22 protein-coding genes, 1 tRNA gene and 1 pseudogene are annotated in these 24,241 nt (G+C 53.4%); 14 read left to right on the top strand and 10 right to left on the bottom strand.

Translation table 11 applies throughout. The annotated features are described in order from the left end of the window. Positions 1-2: 2 nt before the first annotated feature. Positions 3-626 carry a riboflavin synthase gene (locus AC0V6U_RS00445; protein WP_472644288.1) on the top strand — a complete coding sequence of 208 codons (624 nt, stop codon included), beginning with the start codon at positions 3-5 and terminating at the stop codon, positions 624-626. On the opposite strand, the gene AC0V6U_RS00440 is transcribed toward AC0V6U_RS00445, so the two are convergent. The 3 genes from AC0V6U_RS00440 to AC0V6U_RS00430 all read right to left on the bottom strand — a co-directional run bounded on the left by AC0V6U_RS00440 (position 623) and on the right by AC0V6U_RS00430 (position 3,363). Next, positions 623-1,207: a GNAT family N-acetyltransferase gene (locus tag AC0V6U_RS00440; RefSeq protein WP_472644287.1), complete on the bottom strand. Its 585-nt coding sequence runs from the start codon at positions 1,205-1,207 to the stop codon at positions 623-625. The two genes, AC0V6U_RS00445 and AC0V6U_RS00440, sit on opposite strands and share 4 nt — an antisense overlap. Before the next feature lie 13 nt (positions 1,208-1,220). Continuing rightward, positions 1,221-2,396: an amino acid aminotransferase gene (locus AC0V6U_RS00435; RefSeq protein ID WP_472644286.1), complete on the bottom strand. Its 1,176-nt coding sequence runs from the start codon at positions 2,394-2,396 to the stop codon at positions 1,221-1,223. Between the two features lie 91 nt (positions 2,397-2,487). Beyond that, entirely contained in the window at positions 2,488-3,363 is an 876-nt protein-coding gene (locus AC0V6U_RS00430) for an EipA family protein (protein WP_472644285.1), read from the bottom strand. A 317-nt stretch (positions 3,364-3,680) separates the two neighbouring features. Between AC0V6U_RS00430 and AC0V6U_RS00425 the strand changes: the two genes are divergently transcribed. The 6 genes and pseudogenes from AC0V6U_RS00425 (at position 3,681) to AC0V6U_RS00400 (ending at position 8,636) form a co-directional block, all read left to right on the top strand. Beyond that, positions 3,681-3,771: transfer RNA gene (locus AC0V6U_RS00425), tRNA-Ser, on the top strand. 245 nt (positions 3,772-4,016) lie between these two features. Next, positions 4,017-4,193 (top strand): annotated as a pseudogene (locus AC0V6U_RS00420) (DUF6538 domain-containing protein); the annotation flags it as partial. A 6-nt stretch (positions 4,194-4,199) separates the two neighbouring features. Continuing rightward, positions 4,200-5,702 (top strand): site-specific integrase, encoded by a 1,503-nt coding sequence (locus tag AC0V6U_RS00415; protein WP_472645799.1) that lies wholly within the window; start codon positions 4,200-4,202, stop codon positions 5,700-5,702. 139 nt (positions 5,703-5,841) lie between these two features. Further along, positions 5,842-6,891 carry a hypothetical protein gene (locus AC0V6U_RS00410; protein WP_472644284.1) on the top strand — a complete coding sequence of 350 codons (1,050 nt, stop codon included), beginning with the start codon at positions 5,842-5,844 and terminating at the stop codon, positions 6,889-6,891. Positions 6,892-6,930: 39 nt separating this feature from the next. Further along, on the top strand, positions 6,931-7,854 hold the full coding sequence (locus AC0V6U_RS00405; RefSeq protein ID WP_472644283.1) for a hypothetical protein: 924 nt from the start codon (positions 6,931-6,933) through the stop codon (positions 7,852-7,854). 119 nt (positions 7,855-7,973) lie between these two features. After that, positions 7,974-8,636 carry a recombinase family protein gene (locus AC0V6U_RS00400; protein WP_472645798.1) on the top strand — a complete coding sequence of 221 codons (663 nt, stop codon included), beginning with the start codon at positions 7,974-7,976 and terminating at the stop codon, positions 8,634-8,636. Here the strand turns inward: AC0V6U_RS00400 and AC0V6U_RS00395 are convergent. Then, complete coding sequence (locus AC0V6U_RS00395) at positions 8,616-8,948, bottom strand: helix-turn-helix domain-containing protein (RefSeq protein WP_486169532.1); 333 nt, start codon at positions 8,946-8,948, stop codon at positions 8,616-8,618. The genes AC0V6U_RS00400 and AC0V6U_RS00395 overlap by 21 nt on opposite strands. 503 nt (positions 8,949-9,451) lie before the next feature. Here AC0V6U_RS00395 and AC0V6U_RS00390 point away from each other — a divergent pair. From AC0V6U_RS00390 to AC0V6U_RS00380, 3 genes are all read left to right on the top strand, one after another. Beyond that, a complete protein-coding gene (locus AC0V6U_RS00390; RefSeq protein ID WP_472644281.1) occupies positions 9,452-9,940 on the top strand; it encodes a DUF488 domain-containing protein in 489 nt (162 codons plus the stop codon). A 522-nt stretch (positions 9,941-10,462) separates the two neighbouring features. Beyond that, positions 10,463-10,606 carry a hypothetical protein gene (locus AC0V6U_RS00385; RefSeq protein ID WP_472644280.1) on the top strand — a complete coding sequence of 48 codons (144 nt, stop codon included), beginning with the start codon at positions 10,463-10,465 and terminating at the stop codon, positions 10,604-10,606. A gap of 199 nt (positions 10,607-10,805) precedes the next feature. Beyond that, a complete protein-coding gene (locus AC0V6U_RS00380) occupies positions 10,806-12,056 on the top strand; it encodes a hypothetical protein (RefSeq protein WP_472644279.1) in 1,251 nt (416 codons plus the stop codon). Here the strand turns inward: AC0V6U_RS00380 and AC0V6U_RS00375 are convergent. Together AC0V6U_RS00375 and AC0V6U_RS00370 are read right to left on the bottom strand one after the other, a co-directional pair. Beyond that, complete coding sequence (locus tag AC0V6U_RS00375; protein WP_472644278.1) at positions 12,053-13,027, bottom strand: hypothetical protein; 975 nt, start codon at positions 13,025-13,027, stop codon at positions 12,053-12,055. The genes AC0V6U_RS00380 and AC0V6U_RS00375 overlap by 4 nt on opposite strands. Beyond that, positions 13,024-13,632: a GTP cyclohydrolase II gene (locus AC0V6U_RS00370; protein ID WP_472644277.1), complete on the bottom strand. Its 609-nt coding sequence runs from the start codon at positions 13,630-13,632 to the stop codon at positions 13,024-13,026. The genes AC0V6U_RS00375 and AC0V6U_RS00370 overlap by 4 nt, the downstream gene beginning before the upstream one ends. A gap of 99 nt (positions 13,633-13,731) precedes the next feature. Between AC0V6U_RS00370 and AC0V6U_RS00365 the strand changes: the two genes are divergently transcribed. Both AC0V6U_RS00365 and AC0V6U_RS00360 read left to right on the top strand, forming a co-directional pair. Further along, positions 13,732-15,153 (top strand): ATP-binding protein, encoded by a 1,422-nt coding sequence (locus AC0V6U_RS00365; protein ID WP_472644276.1) that lies wholly within the window; start codon positions 13,732-13,734, stop codon positions 15,151-15,153. Further along, the gene (locus tag AC0V6U_RS00360; RefSeq protein WP_472644275.1) at positions 15,150-16,028 is read left to right on the top strand and encodes a tetratricopeptide repeat protein; all 879 of its coding nucleotides are present in this window, start codon (positions 15,150-15,152) and stop codon (positions 16,026-16,028) included. Before AC0V6U_RS00365 ends, AC0V6U_RS00360 begins: the two co-directional genes overlap by 4 nt. Here the strand turns inward: AC0V6U_RS00360 and AC0V6U_RS00355 are convergent. Then, positions 16,025-16,669 (bottom strand): deoxynucleotide monophosphate kinase family protein, encoded by a 645-nt coding sequence (locus AC0V6U_RS00355; RefSeq protein ID WP_472644274.1) that lies wholly within the window; start codon positions 16,667-16,669, stop codon positions 16,025-16,027. The genes AC0V6U_RS00360 and AC0V6U_RS00355 overlap by 4 nt on opposite strands. A 456-nt stretch (positions 16,670-17,125) precedes the next feature. Here AC0V6U_RS00355 and AC0V6U_RS00350 point away from each other — a divergent pair, with 456 nt between their 5' ends. Both AC0V6U_RS00350 and AC0V6U_RS00345 read left to right on the top strand, forming a co-directional pair. After that, positions 17,126-18,280 carry a tyrosine-type recombinase/integrase gene (locus AC0V6U_RS00350; RefSeq protein ID WP_486169331.1) on the top strand — a complete coding sequence of 385 codons (1,155 nt, stop codon included), beginning with the start codon at positions 17,126-17,128 and terminating at the stop codon, positions 18,278-18,280. Between the two features lie 296 nt (positions 18,281-18,576). After that, on the top strand, positions 18,577-20,304 hold the full coding sequence (locus AC0V6U_RS00345; protein ID WP_472644272.1) for an SIR2 family protein: 1,728 nt from the start codon (positions 18,577-18,579) through the stop codon (positions 20,302-20,304). A 31-nt stretch (positions 20,305-20,335) separates the two neighbouring features. On the opposite strand, the gene AC0V6U_RS00340 is transcribed toward AC0V6U_RS00345, so the two are convergent. The 3 genes from AC0V6U_RS00340 to AC0V6U_RS00330 form a co-directional block, all read right to left on the bottom strand. Further along, positions 20,336-21,687, bottom strand: a protein-coding gene (locus AC0V6U_RS00340) for an IS3 family transposase (RefSeq protein ID WP_472644271.1) whose coding sequence is annotated in 2 segments (ribosomal slippage) — positions 20,336-21,351 and positions 21,351-21,687 — 1,353 coding nt in all. Because the reading frame shifts where the segments join, the coding sequence is not laid out codon by codon here. 153 nt (positions 21,688-21,840) lie between these two features. Then, complete coding sequence (locus AC0V6U_RS00335) at positions 21,841-22,104, bottom strand: type II toxin-antitoxin system Y4mF family antitoxin (RefSeq protein ID WP_486169330.1); 264 nt, start codon at positions 22,102-22,104, stop codon at positions 21,841-21,843. 359 nt (positions 22,105-22,463) lie between these two features. After that, positions 22,464-24,158, bottom strand: coding sequence for a putative bifunctional diguanylate cyclase/phosphodiesterase (locus AC0V6U_RS00330; RefSeq protein WP_472644269.1), 1,695 nt, complete (start codon positions 24,156-24,158; stop codon positions 22,464-22,466). Between the last annotated feature and the right edge of the window lie 83 nt (positions 24,159-24,241).

Here is a 24,241-nt window from a genome sequence, read left to right as displayed (position 1 = left end):
TCATGTTTACCGGAATTGTTACCGCCATCGGCACGATCCAATCCCTCGACCAGCGCGGCGATCTGCGCGTCCGGATTGCCGCGCCATTGGACCCCGCGCGGATCGACATTGGCGCGTCTATCGCGTGCTCTGGCGTGTGCCTGACGGTGATTGATCGCGGCGGAGAGGTCGGCGACGCCTGGTTTGATGTGGACGTCTCAGGCGAGACCGTATCCTGCACAGTCCGAGACATGTGGACCGAGGGTCGCACACTCAACATCGAGCCAAGCCTGCGCGTTGGCGACGAGATTGGCGGCCATATCGTGACCGGCCATGTCGATTCGATTGGCGAGGTTGTACTGGCCAAACAGCAGGGCGATTCGTGGAAGGTCGCGATCCGTGCGCGGGCCAGCATGGCGCCCTTTATCGCGGCCAAGGGCTCGATCACAGTGGATGGCGTGTCCCTGACGGTGAATGATGTGCGTGACCGCCAAGACGGTGCCTGCGACTTTGCGCTCAATATCATTCCGCACACCAGCGAGGTCACCACTCTTGGCCAACTGAAAGTGGGGGATCAGGTCAATCTCGAAATTGATGTGCTCGCGCGCTATCTCAAGCGGATGCAGAGCCTGCAAGCGGTCCGCTAGCTTTCGCCAGCTTCGTCGCCACCGTCATCGTCGGACGCATTTGAGACGAGCGGCCCAGAGGCAAAGCTTTCGGCGGTAATTTCATAGACGATGTGGAGCACCCGCCTGCCCTGATATTGGGCGAGCTCAGTGCGACGCGAACGCTCAGCACCAATGTTTTCCAGCGCAATACGCGAGCGGTAATTGGTTTCCCCAACCCGAAAATCGACCCGCGCGACGCTTTCAAAAGCGTGTTCGAGCATCAAACGCTTCATTTCTGGATTGAGGCCGCGCCCCCAATAGCGCGGGGCAAGAAACGTCCAGCCGATCTCAACCGATCCGCCATCCGCTTCGTCATAAGCCTGAAACCGGGTCGAACCAATGATTACATCTTTGGTCTTGTCGATGACGGCCAAAGCCCCGCCTTGCGCCATCGCATCGTCGAAGAACGCGCGGAACACATCCTCGCGCCAGCGATCATGCATCGGGTGCTGTTCCCACACGGCGGGATCAGAGGCGATGGCAAACAGCGCCTCCCAATCCTCTTCGCGCAGGGGCCTTAGGAGAACCCGGTCACCTTCAAGGATTGGCTGACGGTCCATCCCCGAAGCGCCCTTACGCGGTAACGTCAGCAACGGCGGCGATGAACCGGTCGATATTGCCCATGTTGAGGCCAGCGATATTGATCCGGCCAGATCCGGCCATGTAAATCCCATGGTTCTCGCGCAGCATCGCCACTTGCTCCTTACTCACCGGAAGCACGGAGAACAGGCCATTTTGCTGGCCCAGCGGCGTCAGATCGACCCCGCCTGTCTGTCCGGCCTCCGCTAGGCGGGCGCGTACTTGCCGCATCCGCTCGCGCATTGTATCCAGCTCATCGAGCCACAGCCGTGTCAGCTCACCATCGCGCAAGATCTCGCGCACCGCTGAGCCGCCATGATCAGGCGGCATAGACCAGCTTGCCCGTGCCAGCGCATTGGCGTTCGTAAACGCTTTGTCGAGCACGGCCTGATCGTCGGCCATGATGTAAAACGCTCCGACTCGGTCGCGGTACATGCCGAAGTTCTTGTCGCAGCTGTAAGCGATAAAAGCCTCTGGCACTTTCGCCAGCACGCTGCGCAGGCCGACGGCGTCTTCTTCCAAGCCATCACCCAGCCCTTGATAGGCGGTGTCAATGATCGGGAAGATGCCGGTTTCCGCGATGGCATCACCAATCGCATCCCATTGCTCGGCGGTGTATTCCACGCCCGTCGGGTTGTGACAGCAGCCATGCAGAAGAATGCCGGAATTGGGCTGCGCAGAGCGAATGGCCTCTAGCACGCCGTCGATATTCGCGGTGCCATCTGACTTGGCGTGTTCAAACGGAGCAAATTCGAGCTCGATATCGCGAAAGATCTGCGCGTGATTGGGCCAGCTTGGCGTGCCCATATAAAGCCGCTCCAGCCCAGCTTTCTGGGCCAGAGCCGCTGCAAGCCGAACCGCGCCGGTCCCGCCGGGGGTCTGCATCCCAGCGATGCGTCCGCCCATCGTGGCATCATCGCCGAAGATATAGGGCATCAGCGCATTGACGAAGCCCATGTCGCCCTCTGGCCCGAGATAGCTTTTGCTGTCCTGAGTATCGACCAGCCGCTGCTCCGCCGCCTTGATCGCGGCAAACACCGGCGTGTCGCCGTCATCGGTGCGATAGACACCGACACCAAGGTCGATCTTATCGGTGCGACTGTCGTCGGCGTAGAGCTTGATCAGCGCGAGCAGCGCGTCGGGCGATTGGGTTTCGAGTCGATTGAGCATAACGCCATGCGCAATGCCGCGTGGCGAGCGATGCCGCAACCAGCTTTTGCGCTATTGCGCCCGACTTATTTCAGAAGAAATCCTGTTTGGCTTAGAACGGTAGCCAGCGCTGCTTCTTGGAAAACTTCATATAGCCCGCGTTCACGCCAAGCCGCAGGCCAGCGCCGACGCGGATTGGGATCAACACAACGTCGCCTTTGCGCATGTAGCTCGCGTGCATGCCGCCAACGAGATAGGCTTGGCCTTCACCCGCTGGATAGCGCTCGTACAGCTCCTCGGTATCGTGGAGGTTGTAGACCAGTACGAAGGTGTTGCCCGCATTGGCGCCCGCATCAAAACCGATCGATGGCCCAGTCCAATAGACTTTGCGCTCACCTTCGATCTTGTGGTGCAATGTGCCTGAACCATAACGCGCGCCAACGATGAACGCGCCGCCAGCCTCGCGGCCGATGATATAGCCGTTGGGCTCGCCCTGTTTCTTAAGCAAGTCTTCAATCAGTCCGGCCAGGCCCTCTGCGCCTTTACCAAATACGCCTTCAGCCGCGCCGATCAGATCATCTTCGCCGTAAGTGTCGGCATTGACCGCTTGGATCGATGGATCAGCGCCAACCTCACCGGCAGCATCTGGGTTCGACCATTCAGGAGCCGTCTGCGTATCAGTGGAATATGTCGCGAACTCATCATCAAAGGTCGGCTGCGCTGGCTGCGATGCAGGAGATGAAACGCCCCACTGCGTCGAAGTGCCATTACTCGCTGGCACCGGCACCGGCGCATTGCTGCCTGTCGCTGCGGCGCTGGCAGAGTCCAAATCGCCATCGATTGGCGCAAGATCGGCCTGGGCCGAGGCATCATAGGCCTCATCAGGATCGAATGTTTCCACCCCTTGGGCAGCCAAAGGGGCGCTCAAAAGCGCGATGCTTCCCGCAAATGCGAGACCTGTCCGGGTGATCAGCTGCTGTAAAACCATCAGGTTTAACCTTCCTATTGCCGTTTTCAGGCCTGTTCAGGGCCAAGCAGAGTCCTTTGCTGCACGTCCGACAATTGCCCGGCGATGAATCGAATCGAAAACACGATGAACCGAATCGATTTCCGGATGGATCGCGCAAATAGGGCGGTTTAGCGCTCGCCTCATATGCATATTCACGGCGCGAGCCCGCCTGCGCCCCCCAATAGATCCGCCCTATCCGCTGCCCCTCGCCAATTTTTTGAAAAGAGGTACCTTGCCGCTGGCAATCGCCGCGCCTATAGCGCGCCTTCGCAGCGAAAACGCAGTGCGAGCGTTGCGGAGACGTGGGTGAGTGGCTGAAACCAGTTCCCTGCTAAGGAACCATACCTACTACGGGTATCGAGGGTTCGAATCCCTCCGTCTCCGCCACCCTTCTTGTAAGTGCCTGAATAGGTTCTATCTGAGGGATATTGTCGATCTCAGTGTGGACCTCTTGGTACACATTTGGTTCGGTAGATATGAGTTAGACGGCTCGCTATCTGCCAAGACAGGACCGACTGAGACGACACACCGTGTTGGCCACCGACTAATTGTCACAAGGTCCACAGGTTGCCCCAGTGAGGCAGGCAGACCGTCTTCCAAAATTGAACATACGATCCGTTGAGGCCGCACAAATGCGTGCTCCTTATCTGATGCGGCGATCATCCGCGTTCTATTTCAGAATACGGGTGCCCGCTGACTTGGTGGACCGAGTGGGGTCAGTCGAATTGCGTCGCGCTCTTGGGCCGATGGGATTCCACGATGCCCGCGCATTGGCGTCTCGCTTAGGATCGAAAACACGGAAGGTTTTTGTGATTATGAGACAACTAGATGACTTGACGGAAAACGAAGTTGCCAATCTTATCAGGGATTGCTTCAGCGAACTAAAGACACGGGTTGATAAGCCATATGAAATCCGCACTCAGGAACCTTGGGCGGAACGAGAAGAGCAAAAAGATATCTCTTCTGAACATGCCGAAGCACTCCTGCGCCAAGTTGATCAGGGTAAGTTTGAACCCTCTGTCGCCGATATTGTGCAGAGGGTCGCTGGCGCTAACAAAATCAAGCTGGACGCTGCTCAGTCCGACCGGCTCAGAGTGCTGTCAGAGGGAGTGGCACGTGCCTTAGTCGAAGCAGAAAGGTGCTTCCAATATAGGCTTGATGATGGTGTGACACCGTACGAGCCCAACGACCCTCTCTTTGCGTCAAACCAAAGGTGCGTCGCGGAGAATATCGGGCTGACGTTAGATGAGTTGATCGCCGCCTACATGAGAGCCCACAAGGATGCTTGGAGGCCAAAGACCTACCAAACACACGCTCCCAAATTGAAACTTTTATCTGATTACCTAGGCGGTGATCGTCTCGTGGAGGGTATTACGCGCAAAGACTTCATCTCGTACCCCGAAGACCTCAAAAAGCTGAGACGCAACCACTTCACACTCCCAGCCGCTAACTTCCAATCGCGCCAGACTGAGAACCCCGAGGCCCAGATTGAAGCGAGCACTGCCAAAGGAATTTTGGCCAGAACGACCGGGTTATTCAGTTGGGCATTCCAGAAGGGCTACATATCAACGAACCCGGCAGAGAAACTAACGATAATCGGGCCTAAAGTTCAGAAGGAGTTCAGCCGCCGTAGGCCGTTCAAAAAGGAGGAAATCGAAAAGCTATTCTCATCGCCGATGTACAACGGATGCCTTTCATACAGCCGCCGCCATGACCCCGGTGACAAGCTGATAAAGGACGATCAGTACTGGCTTCCAATACTTGCCTATTACACTGGCGCGAGGATGGCGGAATTGATCCAATTGCATCTCTCTGACGTATGTTTGGATCACGAGCATCCTCACATATCGATAACCGAAAAAGGCGGTGGGAAGCCCGGAAACCCAGACTTCAAACACGTAAAGTCCAACGCTGGCATCCGCGATATTCCGCTCCATCCTGATCTAGAAGCGATTGGATTTTGGGACTTTGTCAATTCTCAGATGAAGGCGGGGCGATCAAAGAAGCGTCTATTCTTCAGGATCGCATACGGATCGGATGGCTTACCTTCGACCGCATATTCGAAGCGGTTTGGACGCATGCTCGATAAGATCGGTCTTGATGATGAGGGGCTGGTTTTTCATTCGTTTCGTCACACTATGATGGACGCGCTTAGGAATAGCGGAACTTCGAAATTCGTGGTGGATCGGATCATTGGGCACAGCGATCCATCCGCAGCGGGCGAGTATGGAGAGGGCGTAAATCTCGAGGTACTGACCAAGGCAATCGCCAAAGTCGAATTACCGTTGCGGCTCCCCTCGCTTTTGCAGGAGACTTAATAACGGCAGCTAAGGGATGCGCTTGTTCTGTTGCATGAATCAAAGCGCATCCCTATCACGTTGAGCGTGGCCACGGCGGGCGAGGTACTACGAGATTCCGGTTAAGTTTCACGATGGGAATTTCCATTCCTATAACAAGGTGCAAGCGCTAGCGAAGCCTAAGCCATCGCCTGAGCTATTTCCGACAGTTCAAGAGTTATCGAATGGATGGACAGTAAGGGTTTCTGTCCCTCAGCCCGACAAACTCAAACTCATAATAGATATCACGCCTGAGATATACGGGCCGAAGGCACCTTCCGGTTTAGCGGTTGCTCAGTGGGTCGAACACACCGGCACGTATCTAAAAAACCAACCATTCAATTCTCAGCACATAAAGAGCAAGTACTTCCATAACCCAGAGCCTTGGTATCATTCTGTCGATATGGGCATGGGAAAGCGAGAGGCGAACGTACGTTTCGAGTTCAAGCGAGGCACAAAGAAATTGCCACCGCAGATGTGGCTTACTATGAACCCTCGAAAGGTCGGGCCGGAAGGCTTCAAGACGTTGGTAGCGATCTTAGCAGATGTCTCGGGACCCTTCTCAGTTAAACCCCTTTTGCAGTCCGCTAAATTTACGATGCTCGACGTGGCCGTAGATATAGTGGGCTTGCAGGTATCAGACTTGGTAATCTGGTCAAAAAATGTTGGGAAACGGCAGCACTTTGTCGGAGCCGATGATGTCCTTGAGACCATTAATCTCCACCGCAAGCCCTACAAGTCGAAGCCCGCAGGCAACGTCTTTTTGAAGGCTTATGATCGCCGTCGAGAGCGTATCCATGCGGGAAAGAAACCACCGTTTGGTAAGGGTAATGTATCTCGTGTCGAGGTAACGAAGCAGCCGAAGAAACCTTACAACTCCCTTAAGTCGCTTCCTGATTACAATGACCCATTCAAGGATTTGAGGGTTGGATTTGTTTTTGACCAAACCCAAATGACCAAAGAATGGCTAAACTATCATTCTTTGAGACGTACGCTCAGTGCCAAGGCGGCAAGCACCATGCTATACCTAGATGAAGAGCAAAGAACCGCATTTGAGAAGGCTCTGACAGCTCCTAAGAACCCATTGGTTTCGAGCAACGTGAATTGGTTGGGCTGGTCTGAGGGCCTCAAGAGAACAGGTCTCATTCATCTTTTGGATGAGATCGCGTGAACAAAAAACCTCATAAAATCCAAAGACCGGAAAACTAGCATGGCGACAATTCCTACCTCATCTGGTGACGGTCAAAACGGATACGAGAGAGCCATTGTCACCTTCATCGACATTTTGGGTTTTCGATCACTTCTTGAGACCCGAGATGCGCAAGAGATACTCGAGGTTTTGCAGCTTCTTCGAGACTATACACGGGGAGATGGCCACGAAGATTCAAGCCCCCAACGATCAGATGAGATCAGGCTTTACAGTCAGTCCTTTTCCGAATCTGTTTCTGATGCAGTCGTTCGCGTCAGAACCATTGAGACTCAATCACGGGATGGGCCATTTCTTTACGAATTGTTGAATTTGATGCACGCACAAATAGAGTGCCTCAATCGCGGAATACTGGTGCGAGGGGGACTTACCATAGGCCCCATTCATGTTGGCCTCTCTGGCGAAGGGCCAATCTTCGGGCCGGGCATGGTAAGGGCCTACGAGATCGAGCAGGCTGAAGCTCTCTACCCACGCATCATGATTGATGAGGTGGCTATCAGAATGTTTCTCGAAGAACCCGATCTTTGGCAACATGGCCAGTTTGATGTGAACGATCTGAAAATGGCTCGACGCTACATCGCCGTGGACCAAGACGGATCGTATTTCTTAGACTACCTCTCTGCTGCCGATGCTGCTGAATTTGACAATGGTGAAATTGGACGATTTTCCTTTTTAATGACCCATCGTGATCTAATTTTACGGGAGCTCGATTCGGCACAAGGCAGAGCTAGGCGAAAGCTAATCTGGTTGGCGAATTACCATAACAACTTCATCCATGATTTGCAGACTAGGTACGACATAGATGATGCCAACGGTGCGTTTGAGGCCGTGATGGAAGTTACTCCTGCCGAACTTTTTTCAGACCTTGTGATTGAGAGTAGTTGGTTGGACCTGAGAGATCGACTTGCAGGACTTGTAGCGTCTTGATTCAAGTAGCCACATAGCCAGTCTGCTGATTTGACGAGGACGCATCAATTCTGGCTGTACATTACACCTAACTAAAGCCATGATTTAACAGACAAACCAACCAACACAGGTTATCTGCGATTTTAATCGGCTATCTGAGGGTTTCGACCGGGAAACAGCAAATATCGGGATTAGGGCTAGAAGCACAACGAACCAGCATCGAAAACTACGCGGCGCAGATCGGAGAAACGGTCGATCAATTTTTTGTCGAAGCTGAGTCCGGGAAGAAGAAAAATCGACCAGAACTTCAAGCAGCCCTTTTTGCGTGTAAACGCAACAAGGCGACGCTGATCATCGCAAAGCTGGACAGGCTCGCCCGCAACGTTGCTTTCGTCTCGTCGCTAATGGAGTCCGGCGTCGAGTTTATTGCTGTCGATGCGCCATATGCGAATAAGCTCATGCTTCACATTTTATCCGCTTTTGCCGAGCACGAACGGGAAGTGATTTCGGAGCGCACCAAAGCAGCTCTAGCAACGGCGAAGGAGCGCGGAGTTGTATTGGGGTCCCACGGAAAGGTTCTGGCTAGGACAAATCGTGAAGCTGCATTGCAACACGCTTCGAAGGTTAGTCCCTATGTTGAGGCCGCGAAGGCTTCGGGGGCTAAGACGTTGGCGGATATAGCCCAGTACCTTAGCGAGAATGGCGTTCAAACAGCCTCGGGAGGCCAATGGCATCCGATGACGGTGCGTAGAGTACTTGTGCGCCTCAAGGGCAAGGGGCTCTCAGGGACTTCGGGAACGTGATTGGAGGGCCGCGGAAACGACCCCTTCGACGAAGACCAGTTGTTCGTCGCTCAAGCGGGAGAGTCTTGCTGTCAGTCTGTTAAGGACCGGACGATCAGTCGCTCCAACCTGAATCTGATCGGTGAATAGCGCCGCCGCATCGATATCCAAGGCTTTGGCTAACCTGTAGATCGTGGGGAAACGAGCGCCGGTCGATCCAGTCTCGATCCTCGAAATCATGTCAGGACTAAGGTCTGCCTTGATCGCCAAAGCCTCTTGCGTCAGCCCTGCATGCTTTCTGTGCGCTGCAAGCAGATTACCGAATCTATCCATCAGTTCTTGCATGTGACCTCCGGCACCCGGATTGGTCACATTCGATTCAACGCGGCAGTGAAGCTACTTGCGAATTTTTTAAAAAGGGGAAACCATTTGCAATCAATTGCAATACGAGTTTAGATTTTTCCTGAAACTGTTTCGGGGAAATAACGATGAGACTGATAGTTAGCTGTTTGTGCCTAGCTCTAATCGGATGCGGGCCGAGCCTGCAGGAGATCAAGAATGAGGTCGCAGAAGACACCGCTAGGCAGTATCAGATTGTGAAATCCAAGGGCGGAAACCGAACCGACTTGTGCGTGCAGGCTGGGCTAGTTGCAGCAGCCTATCTACAGGCCGAAAACTCTTCCAAGTATGAAACCTGGAAAACACAAGAGCAGATAGATTGCGCTGCTGCGCGGCTTGGAGTCCAATGAACGAAACCCCCAGCAGAATGTAATTTCGGCTGTCCAGAGAGTCGCCAAAAAGTTAGGCTTCGATGCAATCAAAGCATTGGAGTTATTATGTTATTTACCATTGGATACTCTAACCGATCCCTGCCAGAATTCACGCGAGAGCTTGAAAAGAGGTCGATCACACGCCTCGTGGATGTGCGTTCAAGGCCCTGGTCACGCAACCCGAACTTCAATCGAAAAGCCATAGAGAAGTGGTCAGAGCGGCTTGGTATTCATTACCGCTTCGAAGGGGACATTCTCGGGGGCGACCACGTCCCAGAACGGACTGAGGCAGATGTCCAGCAAGCTGTTCAGCGAATTGTATTAAGCGCCGCGAATGAACCCCTCGCAATAATGTGCGCTGAAGGTGATCCTGCAACCTGTCACAGGACGTGGGAGATTGCTGTTAGGTTGCTTTCAGAACATCAGATTGATCCTGTGAGCATCCTCCGAGACGGTACAGAAGAGCCTTCTTCCAAGAGCCTTCAACGGGTCTCCCAGAAGAATTTACCTGCCCACGCCCCCCGGTACCTCAGCGGGCAACAGTCCTTGCTCTAAGGCGCCTTCTAGGAGGCCTCAGATTGCAAACTTTTCGGCTCACAAATGCCAATCGTGGTAAAATAGGCTGCACAACGGATTTTGGTGAAAACCTCAGAATCCTGCGGGACACGTGGTAAATGGTTTGCAGAAACTGTTGAATTAGACCCTGACGTCCTGCGATTAACTACACTGGAAAATCACAGCGAGATGACAAGCATGGGCGGCTGCAAACGTTCCAGTGTGAGCGACGAGCTTGCGAAAAACGCTTTAAATTTGAACTGAATTTTTCGCGGGAGCAGTGCATTGAGCCTTGGTATCAAACAGACTGGGGTTCACATAGCTGCCCGTGGCGAAACTGCTTCGACCATCATTACTCTACGAGACAGGATCAGAGAGCAAGTGACATGGAGCCTTCTCCGCGTTTCTAGGCGCGATTTGCCTGGTCATGCTTCCCAATACCTCAGTTGCCAAAGTTTGAAGTTCTAGGCCAAGAAATCTGGCGCTTTCGAGAACGAAATCAGAGAACCAAAACGACCAATCATGGTTAAAATGGCTGCACAACGGATTTTGCAAAAAATGGCGGAAATTCGGGCCAGATCGCGCCTGCAATTTGCAGAAACTGTTGATCCACACCTCTATATTTTGCAATTTCGTGCAGCACTCGGGGGTCTGCTGATTGGCTGACAATGCGAGCGGCTTTGGCGTCTAGCATCGCTCCAAATATCTCTGATCCACGCAATTGTTAGAGACGCTTGGAGCCATCAAGAGTCAGGTATTTGCCTGAGTCAGTCACTTTGCTAGGTGATAGGAATATTGAATTGCTGAAAAGGGGATCGTGCGACTGTGACGGTGCTAGCAGGCCAGCAAGTTAAGGATCGTCGATTTGTCAGAACTGCCGTTCAAAGAGCTCGATGGCCTCTCTCTTCTTCGAGGCCTACCAAACCCGAAGCCGCAACCAGTCGACAAGCGAGGCTATGGTGAATTGGCAAGCCTCTACACTGCGTTCAGTCTCGAGTTTGCCAACGATCTTTTATCGAAGTTTGCAGCACTCGGGCAAACAAGAATACTTGATCCTTTCGGGGGGATGGGCACCGTTGGTGAGGCGGGAAGAAGCCTCCCACTAGAAATTGCATTGAACGACATAAGCCCATTTGCTTCGCTATCTGGGAGGTTCCGGACGAGCCAACTCGACGCGCTCTATCAAGCTCTTGATCGCGTTAAAGCAATCGACTTCGACGTGTCTTCCGGCGATGAAAGAGAAGTCTTTCTAAAAGCAGTTCGGGAAGTCGGCGCCTCAGAAGAACCCGTGCTCACTTGGATTGGTTTGACAAAAGACGGTGAAAATCAGGCCGAGATGCTAGCCACACATCTGCTTTGCCTGATCCGAATAGAAACCCATCGAAGCAATCGTGGCTCAAATCCAACTTGGACTAAGAAGGCAAGCGGGGAGGCAATTCCTCGAGATCATCTCGAAAATGCGAGATTATTGGTGCTTGATAAGGCCGCTTCTTATGTTTCTAGTCTTCCGGAAACTCACTCGGATTTTAAGGTCTACCACACCTGTGGTGATGTGTCGGACCCACAATTAGTTGATGGCAAGTTCGACGCAATTCTGACTTCGCCTCCATACCCAAATCGCACCGACTACATCCGTCACTATCTACCAGCTACGGAACTACTGGTTGGCGGTGACGAAGCTGCCGAAAGACGCCTGAGAGAGGATCAAATCGGTACCCCACTTATAAGAAAGGAAGTTCCCAATCCGCCGCTCCCGGAAAGCGTTGTGAACATTATCGATAGGATTGGAGCACATGATAGCTACGCATCAGCGAGCTACTATGTGAAAGGCTATCAGTTCTATTTTGCCGATATGGACCGAGCACTCCGCAATTTTCATCGCTGGCTTAAGGACGGTGGCAAAGCGGTGATTGTGGTACAGGATGCCTACTACAAAGATATTCGGATTCCCGTGGCGGACCTATTGATCGACTTGGCTAAAGTTGCCGGGCTCACGTTGGATGAGCGGATAGATTTCAAGGTAAAGCAGGCCCTTTCAAATCTCAGTGCGCATGCACGCAAATCTGCGCCCAAGAAACACGTGCAGGAAACCTGCTTTGTTTTGAGAAAGGGCTAGTAGAAGGCCTTCTGAAATTGAGGCTCATTGAGCCAGGGGTACTTCGGGTCACTCAACTTTCTGCAGAACGAGTTCATTGGACAGCCTTCGGTGCACAGCTTCTGAATGTCATCAGGAAGTTCATAGCTGTTACCGGGATGACAGTAAGCTTTTGCCAGCTCATCGTCTAATTCCTCGATGCAAATTGCACGACCAATTTGCCATTCGAGATAGTTGAGTGTCGCAGCGTCCAGTTTGGCATACAACGCTGTTTGCCTCATGGCATCATCAACCGCTTCGCGAACCAGCCTCACCAATCGGTCACGCGTTGGTTCTCGCGGTCCAGACAACTTCTCCCTGACCCACTCATCCTCGGTAGATACACGTCCTGTTCGCAGATAAAGGCGGATCAAATGATACTCGACTGCAGGCTTTAGGTTCTCGGGGTCGTTAAAGAGGATGACCTTTTCTCTAAAGAGATCATGCGCCAAAACTCGAGGTTTCTTCTCGAAGGGATCACCAGTGAAAGCCTCGATCTTTGATGCAAAGTCGTAGAAGCCATCAGGCCCTTCTAAAAATGCGTTGGCCAACCTTTGTTCAGCCGCATTCCTGTCTGGCATCAACTCTTTGAGCTTGCTCGCTGTATTCCTGAGGATTCTCGCCCGCTCAGTTGCTCGCACCCTTTCCTGCTTGGGGTAGCTCGCTAACAAATCAGTGATCTGAGCAGATGTTACTGCTGAAATTTCGTCAAGTCTGTCGTAGGTGTTCGGAAACAATAACGAGGCCATGGCCGACTGCATGACGTCCCAGTTCATTTGGTGGCAAACTGAGATGAATAGTGCTTTGAAGACGAACTGATCCACCTTCGGTTCGTGCGCCCATGGTTCGATCACGGACGCCGGTTGATACTCCTTAAGCTTCTGAGCCGCCTCGAAGCAGCTAATTGGATCAACCTTAAAAGGCTGACCCGATAAGGCTTTGCTTAAAGTCATTTCTTAATGTGACCAAGGGCTGGGATTTTGCTGTTCAGGTAGGCCTCTCTCTCTTCCGTCATTGGTGTGTCCCAGTCGACGCGCTCCACAACTTGGAAGCCAGCATCCTCCAAGGCAGCAATCTTCTTTGGGTTGCGCGAACCAATCACCAGCTTCTCTCCTCCAAAAACCAGTCGCAGTGCGTCCACGTGATTGGAAAAGTTCCGGGGTTCGGGATCACATTCCAATTCCATGAATGCCTCGGCTGTATCAATTCCCTTGGTTTCTTGCAGTGCGATTGCTTCTAGCTTCTTCGCAATGCCAAGGCCACGCCCCTCTTCCCAAGCGTACGTAATGATGCCGCCTTGTTCGCAAACAGCTTTGACCGCTGCATCAAGCTGGACACCACAATCGCAGTCGAGAGCGCGCAGCCCCTCACCAAACACGCACGAAGATTGAAACCTAACCACCGGAACACGAGGAACATACGTCGAGGTGACTACCAACAAGTCGCCATCAGGCAATTGCGCTAGCTGAACCAGAACTTCACCGTGGGCTGTCGGAATTGTAATCGCAGGTCGGCTAGAAATTTGCGGCCATGCTTTAGCCTTTTTGCTGCTGCTCACGGGAAAACCTTTGCTGAATAATGCGTAACTGCTATTCGTTTTATAGTAATCGGAATGTGCATTATTCAGTCCAGGATCAAGGCTTGAAGAAATTAATCCATGACTGATGCCTCACCAATTTTGAGTTTCATGGATAGAGACCAGCTGTGGGGACGGGATCAAATCACGACTGAGCTGTTTGAGGCCTATGAGAATGGTCACAGGATATTTGGCATTGAATGTGTCTCCGGAGACGGACAATCTGAGTTTCTTGAGCAGTTTGCTCGGAAGCTTCAGGAGGAACGCGGCCCTGACCCGATTATCTTGGCAGGCGGTCTGGATGGCACGGAGGCAGAGTTAATCGCAAGCCTCTATAAGTCTCTCACAGAAGTCCCGTGTACATTTGATCAAAGGTTTGATGAAGCTGCGAAGAAGTTCGTCGCCAAATTACCTCTTGATCTCAGGAGATTAGCGGGAGCGATGATGAAGGATATTGCTAAGGCTGTTACTCTTGGAGCATTGGACGATACCATCAACCAACTCTCCGATCTCGGGTCCGGTGTCGATAGTGATCCAGACCCATTCGATGATCTATTGGCTGAGGCAAGCGCCAACAAGCGCAGATTGATCGCTAAAGCTCTCGAATTCGTAAGTGATTTGGGAAAACCGCTTTGTATTGTGGTTGAAGACTTTCAGCTTTTGGATGCATCCGCAGCGGATTTTTTGCGCACTCTTCTGCGATCCAAGCCTTCGAGTTGCGTTCTCATGATTGCAGCGAACGTTGAAGAACCGCGCACTGCGGATTGGCCAAAGATGAAGCAGGGCATCGAGCTTAGACCGGGATTGGTTGTTCAGTTGCCAGAGATTGATCGGGCCGAGCTCAGCCTGTGGTTTCAAAGCGTCATGAGCAGAGAGCCTTCGGGCGAGGAAATCGAGCGGCTGCTGGAAAGCTCTAACGGTGGTCGCCCCGTTTACGTCAGCTGGGTTCTAGAGGCATGGCATAAAGAAGGAGCGCTCCCTCATATTCCCGATCTTCTGGAGGTCGTATTGCGGAGAAAGCGAAATGGAATGTGTGATGACGCGAGGCTGCTTGGAGACCTACTCTCGTTATTGCCCGGCAGCGTCGCGGTGCCAATCGACTTACTCGGTTCGGCGCTTGCCCTCAATGGATTGGACCTGCAAAAAGCCTTGGATGACGCCTCAGCGCGAGGGCTGCTCAAGCAGGTTGAACAGCGTGTCAAATTTGGCCATTCTAGTTATGCGAGACCGTGGCTTTCCGAGATTGATCAAACGAAGCACACTGAACTTCGCATAATATGGTATAAGGCGTTTATGGAGATTGGTTTCGCGCCTAACGTTGCAAGAACACCGGGCCTCATTCCGATGCTGGCTCGCGATATTGTTAGAGAACAATCAAGCGAGGAAGTAGCTAATTTGGCTGACCAATTGGAGGCTTTGGGGCTCAAAGAAGACAGCCTGATTTTGCATGATTTATCGTATCCGAAAGCCAACGATCAGGATGAGGGAGGCAGCAAGCAATGATTGATCATGCTTTGTCCGCTGCTCGGCTTAATCTCGAACTCGGTCGATACAACGATGCAATTGAGCCTCTTCGTGTGTTCGAGCGACGCGCCGAGAAGCAAGCCGATCTATTGCTCGAAGCTCACCTACTGAGGATGAGACTTGCTCTTAGGATGAACGAGTACGAGCTCCTTTGGGAGCTATCGAACAAGATCGCAGAGGAAGCTCCTGATAATATCGCAGCGCAATTCAAGCGCGAACGCATACTGAATACGGCACTTCGGGATCATGGCGATACTGAAGGACTGCCTGCCTCGATTGATCGATTGCTATCGCTACAAGAGCAATTGCCGAATGGAGGCGGATCGGCCTTTCATCGCGCTCTATCGAGGTCGCTGGTCAAGGTTGGCGATATTGAGGGTGCTCTCGAAAGCTCGAAAAAGGGATTAGAGCTTGCGAATGATGAGAACGACATACGTGCAATCGGTAACGCTAGTTTGGCACTCGCCGAAGCGCTGCGCTACGCACACAAAGAAAATCAATCTGTAGAGCATTACTGGACAGGAGTAGAGATCGGTCGCGATATTGGAAACCGAGACAGTGAACTCTGGTGCTGGCTTGGCTTGGCTTGCGCCCATCTTCAAGTCGGAGAGCGCGAAAAGGCAGAGAGTGCATTGGATATGGCGCGAGAATTGACTACCGATCCGGGCTTTAAGCATCCTCTAGAAGAAGCGCACGTTGGATTGGTCCAAGCACTAGCAAGGGTGCTCTCAAAGTCACCTGTGACCCTTCAGGATGTGCTGCGACCGTATGCTGACTTGGGCATCGGTTGGCCGGAGGAGTTTCTCTCAGAAACACAAAACAAGGGTGAATTGCCAAGAGCAATTCCGATTTAGTCTCGCCTGCCAAGTAAGGCGGAATACTTCGCCAAGAGACTTTGAGATACCACCTCAATCGAATTGTCATTCACGATCTCAATTGTGGCTGGTGCCGTCCTCCAATGGACCTCGGTTTCGTGATCCACACTCAAGCCAAGTTTTCGGAGTGGCTTTCTAAGCCAAGCCAGCCTTCGAACAATTCTCTCAGCCTTAGTTGGTACAATTCCAAGATCGGGTCGGACGACCCGCGCTATCTTTCCTCCCGCGTCCAAGATTGCATTGAAGTCCTCAGGAAATCGCAGGTCATCAACGATGACGTTTTGAACACCATCCTGCCTCAGTTCAGCTAGCCTTCTCTTAAGATGGTCTGCCCAGATGCTTTTGGAGATCATCTCGCGCCCCCAATCGGTGCCCAATGTTTGCATCGCAAATCGAGGAGATTTCCCAGCGAGTTTCGCGGAACTCTCGGCGCGTATTTTAGGCGGACCTTGTAGTTCGACATCGCTCAAGCCAAAAGCTCCCAGCATGTCTTTGATTGGTTGCCCCATATGCAGCCGACAAAAGCCACTTCCCTTCACTAGCTCTTCCGCGATAGTTGTTTTGCCTGCGCCTGACGCTCCAACCAATCCGATGAGTTTCCATTCGTGCTCTATTGGCATACAAGTTCCTTATAGGCCTTTCTAGTATTGGACCCTACTAGGGTCCGCTAAAGAAGGCTTTGAAGCTTGCTTCACCATTTTTTGGACAACCGTCTGCTAAGTTTTGCGCACTGGCAAACCTATAGAGCTGCATAGCTAGCGCCTTCGGTCATACTGTCTTCAATCACTTATCCGTAGGTCCACATTTCTGGTCATATGCCGGTACACAGAGTTCGACAGCGATTGATTGTGTACAAACAATTTCAACGAGTTAAGGTTCCTACAATGGCCGAACTACACTCCCTCCGTCTCCGCCACCTACACCATCCCAAGAGATCCCAGAAAATCCCTGAAAGCCTCAGAATTCTGCGGTTTTTCGGACTTGCAATGGAATCTCTAGTTCTTATTTTGTTCTAACCCTTCCCACACTTTCTACCCACTACTGTGGGAGCAGATGTGGGAAGAGAACCAGGATGGATGGCTATGGGAAAACTTTCCGCCGCTCAGATTCGAGCTCTCACTAAACCGGGCCGCTACATGGATGGCGATGGCCTGTCGCTGCTGCTCACCGCCCCAAAAAAGGGGTATTGGGTGCTGCGCGCGACCATAAACGGGCGCCGAAGGGACATCGGCCTAGGGCCACTAGACTTAGTTACATTGGCTGAAGCCCGCGAACTCGCGATCGACATGCGCCGCGATATTCAGCGAGGCATTGATCCGATCGAAGAGCGCAAGCGCCAGAAAATCGAGATTCTAACCTTTAAGGAAGCTGCGACGAAGGTTCACTCTGAGCAAAAGGCGACCTGGAAAAATGGGAAGCATCAGGATCAATGGATCAATACACTCGAAACCTATGCCTTCCCGAAGCTTGGCGACAGACTCGTTAACGACATCGAGGGACCGCTTATCCGTGAAGTGCTTCTCGATTTCTGGCTAGAAAAGCCAGAGACGGCTCGACGGGTAAAGCAACGGATAGGCGTTGTGCTGGATTGGGCATACGCAAACGGAATGCGCGCGACCGAAGCGCCAATGCGCTCGCTGAGCCGCGCACTGCCACGACAGCCGAAGCAGGACGGTCATTTCGCTGCGATGCCCTATGAGGATGTCCCAACTTTCTTGAAGCATCTGCACGAGCGAACGAGTGTCGCAAGGCTCGCGCTTGAGTTCCTGATACTGACTGCCTCTCGATCGGGCGAAGTGCGGGGTGCTAAGTGGGCGGAGATCAATCTGGACGCAAAACTCTGGACTGTCCCTGCGGAGCGGATGAAGATTGGAAAGGAACACGTGGTCCCGCTGACCGATGCGGCAATCGACGCGCTCGAACGTGCCAAACCTTATTACGCCGAATGCAGCGATCTGGTCTTCCCCGGTCGCAACGTCTTGCGCCCGATGTCCGACATGACGCTGCTCAAGATCCTGCGTTACGCGAAGCTACCCTTCACGGTGCACGGCTTTCGATCTGCGTTCCGAGATTGGGCCGCCGAGAAGACTAGCTACCCCGGCGAAGTGGCAGAAGCGCCACTAGCGCACACGGTCAGTAACAAAGTGGAGGCCGCCTATCGCCGCACCAACTACCTGGACAAACGACGCGAGCTGATGCGCGAGTGGTCGGATTTCTGCGTTGGAAGGTAAAGAAGCGCTCTCATGAGCACGGCGGCTTTGCGCCCCAATACAAGACGTAGCGATGCGTAACCTTAGTTCCCGAAAGCGGACACTCTCCAAGGTTATTCCGACCAAGAAGAAAGAACATGACTTACTCATGTCGCGGGACGCGCGCTACCTTTGTCAATGTAAGCACTGGCCGCTCTAACAGCGAACGGCGATCGGGTTTGGGATAACCTGTCAGCCACATGGGCCAATCCGTGCGAGTCGGGTCGATTAGCGTTATAGCGTTCTATCCCGATCAACTTAAAGGCATGAGCAGAGTTATGAGGTTCACCGAGACCGGCCCGGATATTCCATCGCACCTGCTCAATCAGCAGATGCAGGGCAATGTGGTCTTCTTTTGTGGGGCGGGCGTTTCAATGCCCGCCGGTCTTGATAGCTTCTGGCAACTTACCGATCGAATTGTTACTGCTCTGGATGCCACGCGAGCGCGGAAGCGGCTCGACGAAGACTGGGATTTTGATCGCATCTTCTATCTTCTCGAAAGAGATTTTGACCGATCGGAAATCGATCGCGAGATATTCAAGGCGCTTGGCGAAATTCGGGCAAAGACCCTCGCAAACCATCGGGCAATTCTATCGCTTTCGAAAGGTGCGGCGGGATCCACACAGCTTGTCACGACGAACTTCGACACATTATTCGAGCGAGCGGGATGTAAGGGTCCGCTCATCGTTCCACCCAACCTGCCTGACCTGAACATCAACCGAGCAGTTGATGGCCTTGTCTATTTGCATGGCCGCTTGGCCGACCCGGAACGAGGGGAATCGCCTAGCTATGTGATCAGCAGCGCGGACTTTGGCAGAGCATACCTAGCGGAGGGATGGGCTACTCGCTTCGTAAAAGACCTGCGAGAGCGGCACACCTTGGTATTCCTTGGCTACAGCGCCGAAGACCCGCCGATGCGCTACTTGCTTGAAGGGCTGAACAATCGGAAAGGTGTGGTCTATGATAATCCTGTCTATGCGTTCGCGCCGGATGGTGATCAGAGCATCTTGGAAGCGTGGCAAGATCGCGGCGTTACACCGATCGAATACAATGCATCGAACCGCCATGCCAATCTATGGAGAACGATACATCAGTGGGCCGCGGCAGCCGAGGATTCCGACCAATGGGCTCAAAGTCTTGTTGTTAAGGCTCAGAGAGGACCGCGTTCATTGCTTCCCCACGAGCGGGGACAAGTCGTGGAGCTTGTGGGCAGCAGTAAAGGCGCTGCGGCGTTTGCGAACGCCGACCCCTCCATCACCTCGGAGTGGGTCAGCGTCTTCGATCCGAATGCGAGATATGGTCAACCCAAGAGAACTGGTTGGGGTGGCGATGCGATAGAGGTCGATCCATTAGAGCTCTATGGCCTGGACTCTGACACGCCTAGGCCAGCAAAATCGACTAACAGGCTTTATGATGAGCACGTCGAGAACGCGCTGGCTCCCAAATCAGACGACGAGACCCCGTCAGGTGTTCCCACGTTACACGGGCAGATGACTCCATATCGATTACCGCTGTCTCCAAGACTGCATCATCTCGCTCGTTGGTTCGGCGCGGTATCACATGAGCCCCCGGCGATCTGGTGGGCATCTGGATGGAAAGGGCTAAGCCCGCATCTCCTATGGTTCGTAGCCCGTCGCCTGCGTGATCGACATGGCGAGAAGTACCCTGATGAGGCTAGTCACTTCTGGACACTTTACCTAGAGCACGCGGAAACACAGACTTTTGATGAAGCTGAGTTCCGCTGGTTTGAGTTCGAAGGTCTTGTCAAAACTTTGGGATGGAATGGTCAGAGCCTTCGTTATCTGGAGCGATGTCTGCAGCCCACAGTGGTGGCAGAAAGGCCTTACATCGGTGCTGCCTGGCCGACCAAGCGTGATTGGAGTGAAGTCAAGCTGCGCAATGTCACCCAATTGAAGGTCAGAGTTCTCGACCGCCACAATACCGATCTCAAAATCCCAGGTGTGTCCGTCGTCAGAACATTTGGCACAAGTCACAGCTTAGATTAGCGGAGCGTCTGCCTCGTCTTGTTGGTTGATATTAGGCGGCCAGCTTGCGGTGTTGCAAGCGCCGATGTTGGATAGTCTTTCTTTTGGTCCTTTCTCGCTGCTTGATGATGGCCTCCACTCTACCGAAGTAGGCATCGGCAGGCGTAACGTTGTCCAAGCTCTCGTGATAACGCTGGTGGTTGTAATGCTCGACGAACGCGTCGATCTGGTTTTCTAGATCGCCAGGCAGGAAGTAGTTTTCTAGCAGGATGCGGTTCTTCAAGGTTTGGTGCCAGCGCTCGATCTTACCCTGCGTCTGAGGATGGAAGGGCGCACCACGAACGTGGCTCATGTCATTCGTCTTGATGTAATCGGCTAACTCTTCGGCGATGTAGCTGGGACCATTATCGCTCAGCAGTCTCGGTCTGTGCTTGATGCTGGCAGATGCGCAACCAGAGGCTTCTAGCGCCATATCCAGCGTCTCGGTCACATCCTCAGCCCGCATCGTGCTGCACAGCTTCCATGCGATGATGTAGCGCGAGTAGTCATCGAGCACGGTCGATAGATAGACCCATCCCCAACCGATAATCTTGAAGTAGGTAAAGTCTGTCTGCCACATCTCGTTCACGCGAGTGGTTGGAGTGTGGAACCGGTCAGCAGCCTTGATCACAGTATAGGCTGGACTGGTGATGAGATCATGAGCCTTCAGCAGGCGGTAGACGCTCGCTTCAGACACGAAGTAGCGCTTCTCATCGGTAAACCGCACAGCCAGCTCGCGCGGGCTGAGCTCAGAGTGCTCCAGCGCCAGCTCGATGATCTGGTGATGGATATGCGAAGGGATGCGGTTCCACACCCGGCTTGGGGCTGACGGTCTATCTGCAAGCGCTTCAGGCCCGCCTTCCAGATAACGGTCATACCAGCGGTAGAACGTCCGGCGCGCCACACCCAACCGATCCAACGTCTGCTTGGCTGGCTGATGAGCTTGTTCGACGAGCCTGATGATCTCCAACTTCTCAGATGCAGGATACCTCATTCTTCGTCTCCCCCATCCGCGATCATGCTTTTTTTGAGCAGACGGTTCTCAAGCGTGAGATCGGCAACGCATTCCTTCAGATCACGGGCCTCATGCCGCAGATCCTTCACCTCGTCTGTGGTTGCAGATCGCGCCGTATCCCCAGCAAGCCTGCGCTTGCCTGCTTCCATAAACTCCTTTGACCAGGTGTAATATAGGCTCTGCGCAATGCCTTCCTTGCGGCACAGCTCAGCGATGCTGTCATCGCCGCGCAGACCCTCCAGCACGATCCGGATCTTCTCCTCGGCAGAGAACTGCCGCCGTGTCTTCCTGCGGATGTCTTTTACTACCCGCTCAGCACTCGCCTTAGAATTTGAATGTTTGTTTCTCATCTTCGTTCCTTCGTCACTGCGACGAGAAACAAACACTCCTTAAACCTCAACCCCTAATCTGTGCCATAGGTGCTGAAGGGGAACAGTCGATCGAGAGTTCGCCTACCTTGCGCTCGTCCCACCAGACCACAAGCGTATCCAGAATTGGCAGCGTCACTCCGCCTCATCCTTCTTGGGCGCGACCGCTCGACCCGCTATCACGATCCCGTCAGGCCGCTTGATTTGCAATTCACAACCAAGTGCGGCGAGAACATCGAGCACTTTGCCCATCTGGACGGTTACCTTCCCTCGCTCCAGTTCAACGAGGAAGCGCAAGCCGACGCCGCTTGCAGCAGCCAACTCGTCCTGGCGCAGACTAAGCTCCTTGCGTTCGTCGCGAATGATTTGGCCGATAGTGGCAACATCGAGCATCAGCATTACCTTTCCCGAACGGGGAATATATGCGGATATTGGATCGATTTCAAGGGAATTTTCCCGAAAGGGATATTTCGTGCTCGAAGAACGGCTATAGAGGGCACGCTTTCCCGTACGGGACATATTCTACGTCTCCAAAATTTTGTGATACTCAGCCAAAAGCTACTCAAAATCGGAGGCTCAAATCGCAATTCAGGGAAGCCGGGGAGCAATTGTGGTAAAGAGCCCTACAGACGCCCCGCATTCCCCTTAAACCACAAGTGGTTGCATCAGCCTACTTGCCACCTCCGTCTCCGCCACCTTCTTTCAGGAATGTTGAAACAGGCCGCGCAGCGATGTTCGCACGCTGGCGATGCCCTTCGTCATTGAGTGACGGTTGCGGGGCTCGCCTTTTCTCGCGCTTCGCTTTCCAAGACCTTGCTCAGCTCGCCCACACTCATCGGCTGGCCAAACAGAAAACCTTGGACCGCATCGGCGCCTACGCGCTTGGCAACCAGCAGGTCGACCTCGCTCTCAATCCCCTCAAGCAAGCATTCCACACCCAAGGTACGCGCCATACCCGCCAGCGAGAAAAGGACCTTCTCCGTCATAGGATCGCCGGAGTTTTCCATCAGCGACCGGTCCACTTTCAGCTTTTCAATCGGCAGGCGCCGCAAATAGCTGAAGTTGGAATAGCCGGTGCCAAAATCATCCAAAGCGATGGAGAAGCCCATTTCGGATAGGCGCTTGAGATTGGTGGTCGCCTTGTCGAGATCGATCATCATCGCTGTCTCGGTCACTTCAAATTCGACCAAGGTCGGGTCAATTTTGAACTCGCGGGCCATGTCGATGATCTGATCAATGCTCGGGTCGCTGATCAGATCATGGCAGGACAGATTGATTGCGATTGGCACTGGGGCAGCCCACAGGGACAGCGTGCGGAACGCCTGTTCGACCACGGTCAAAGTGATCTGGGTGATCAGGCCGCTTTCTTCGGCGACCTTGATGAATTTGCTCGGCTCGACATCGCCAATGATCGGGCTCGACCAGCGCGCCAAAGCTTCCGCCCTGACAATCCGGTTTTGGCGCAGGTCCACTTGCGGCTGGTATAGCAGCTCAATCTCATCCGGCAGGCTGGCAAAGCGCAGCGCCTGCTCGACCTTATAGCGCTCATCCGCCTGCTTCGCGTGAGCCGCAGTAAAGACGACCGAACGGTTCTTGCCCTGCTTCTTGGCCGCCATCAAAGCGTAATCGGCCTCGTTGATTTGCGACCGCGCGCCTTGGGTCAAATCCATCATCTTGCAGCCCATTGATCCCGAAATCCGCACATAGCGCCCTTCGATCACATAGGATTTGGCAAGCTCTTCAAGCAGCTCATCGCACCAAGCCTTGATGACTGGCTCGTCCCCGCTGGATTTCAGGATGATGTTGAACTCATCACCGCCCATCCGGCTGACATGCGCCGTTTCGCCGCAATGCGCGCTGAGCCGGTTGGAGACTTCCTTCAGCAGCAAATCGCCGACCAAATGGCCATGCACATCGTTGACCGCTTTGAAACCATCAAGATCAACCAAGATCAGCCAGAGGTTTTGAACCGGCGCCCGTGGATCGTCCCGGCTCTCTTTTGCGTGGCGGGTGACTTCGTGTTTAGATTTACGCAGCGCCTCAAAGAAAGCGCGCCGGTTGGGCAGGCCAGTGAGGCTGTCAGAGAGCGACTTGTGCCTTAGGCTCTCACCAACCACTCGGGCCTCTTCCAGCTGATCTTCCGCATCGAGCTTTGCCGTGGCGATGTAAGTGATCGCCTTGCGCAGGTAATAAGTGATCGAGACCGATGCCATGATCGCGCCAAATATCAAGAAGCCATAGGTCGCCTGATCACCCGCTCCGATCCGCGGGACGTAGGTGAGAAACGCGAGGCATGAAAAGACGATCGAAAGCACGGATTGCCGGGTGCTGACGCTGGCCAGAGCGAACAGCATGACCAAGATCACAAAGTAAACGAGCTTTTCTGGCTCGAACATCAAATTGAGCGCGAGCATCACGTTCGCAACGACGAGGAAGTTCATTGCCACGAGCATGCGCTCAAGTGCCTTGAACCCGACCGGTCGGCGTAGTCGCACAAATCCCGCGATGCCAATGGCAGCCGTAAATGATGCCACAC

The organism is Erythrobacter sp. W36, assembly GCF_057364935.1.
The sequence above is the reverse complement of the archived record's forward strand: the minus strand, read 5'-3'. Positions and strand labels throughout refer to the sequence as shown.

Bases quoted from the DNA above. Each gene is read 5' to 3' on its own strand.
- AC0V6U_RS00445 (WP_472644288.1), top strand. From the start codon at position 3: ATGTTTACCGGAATTGTTACCGCCATCGGCACGATCCAATCCCTCGAC.
- AC0V6U_RS00440 (WP_472644287.1), bottom strand. From the start codon at position 1,207: ATGGACCGTCAGCCAATCCTTGAAGGTGACCGGGTTCTCCTAAGGCCC.
- AC0V6U_RS00435 (WP_472644286.1), bottom strand. From the start codon at position 2,396: ATGCTCAATCGACTCGAAACCCAATCGCCCGACGCGCTGCTCGCGCTG.
- AC0V6U_RS00430 (WP_472644285.1), bottom strand. From the start codon at position 3,363: ATGGTTTTACAGCAGCTGATCACCCGGACAGGTCTCGCATTTGCGGGA.
- AC0V6U_RS00415 (WP_472645799.1), top strand. From the start codon at position 4,200: ATGAGACAACTAGATGACTTGACGGAAAACGAAGTTGCCAATCTTATC.
- AC0V6U_RS00405 (WP_472644283.1), top strand. From the start codon at position 6,931: ATGGCGACAATTCCTACCTCATCTGGTGACGGTCAAAACGGATACGAG.
- AC0V6U_RS00395 (WP_486169532.1), bottom strand. From the start codon at position 8,948: ATGGATAGATTCGGTAATCTGCTTGCAGCGCACAGAAAGCATGCAGGG.
- AC0V6U_RS00390 (WP_472644281.1), top strand. From the start codon at position 9,452: ATGTTATTTACCATTGGATACTCTAACCGATCCCTGCCAGAATTCACG.
- AC0V6U_RS00385 (WP_472644280.1), top strand. From the start codon at position 10,463: ATGGTTAAAATGGCTGCACAACGGATTTTGCAAAAAATGGCGGAAATT.
- AC0V6U_RS00375 (WP_472644278.1), bottom strand. From the start codon at position 13,027: ATGACTTTAAGCAAAGCCTTATCGGGTCAGCCTTTTAAGGTTGATCCA.
- AC0V6U_RS00365 (WP_472644276.1), top strand. From the start codon at position 13,732: ATGACTGATGCCTCACCAATTTTGAGTTTCATGGATAGAGACCAGCTG.
- AC0V6U_RS00360 (WP_472644275.1), top strand. From the start codon at position 15,150: ATGATTGATCATGCTTTGTCCGCTGCTCGGCTTAATCTCGAACTCGGT.
- AC0V6U_RS00355 (WP_472644274.1), bottom strand. From the start codon at position 16,669: ATGCCAATAGAGCACGAATGGAAACTCATCGGATTGGTTGGAGCGTCA.
- AC0V6U_RS00350 (WP_486169331.1), top strand. From the start codon at position 17,126: ATGGCTATGGGAAAACTTTCCGCCGCTCAGATTCGAGCTCTCACTAAA.
- AC0V6U_RS00345 (WP_472644272.1), top strand. From the start codon at position 18,577: ATGAGGTTCACCGAGACCGGCCCGGATATTCCATCGCACCTGCTCAAT.
- AC0V6U_RS00335 (WP_486169330.1), bottom strand. From the start codon at position 22,104: ATGCTGATGCTCGATGTTGCCACTATCGGCCAAATCATTCGCGACGAA.
- AC0V6U_RS00330 (WP_472644269.1), bottom strand. From the start codon at position 24,158: ATGCTCGTGGCAATGAACTTCCTCGTCGTTGCGAACGTGATGCTCGCG.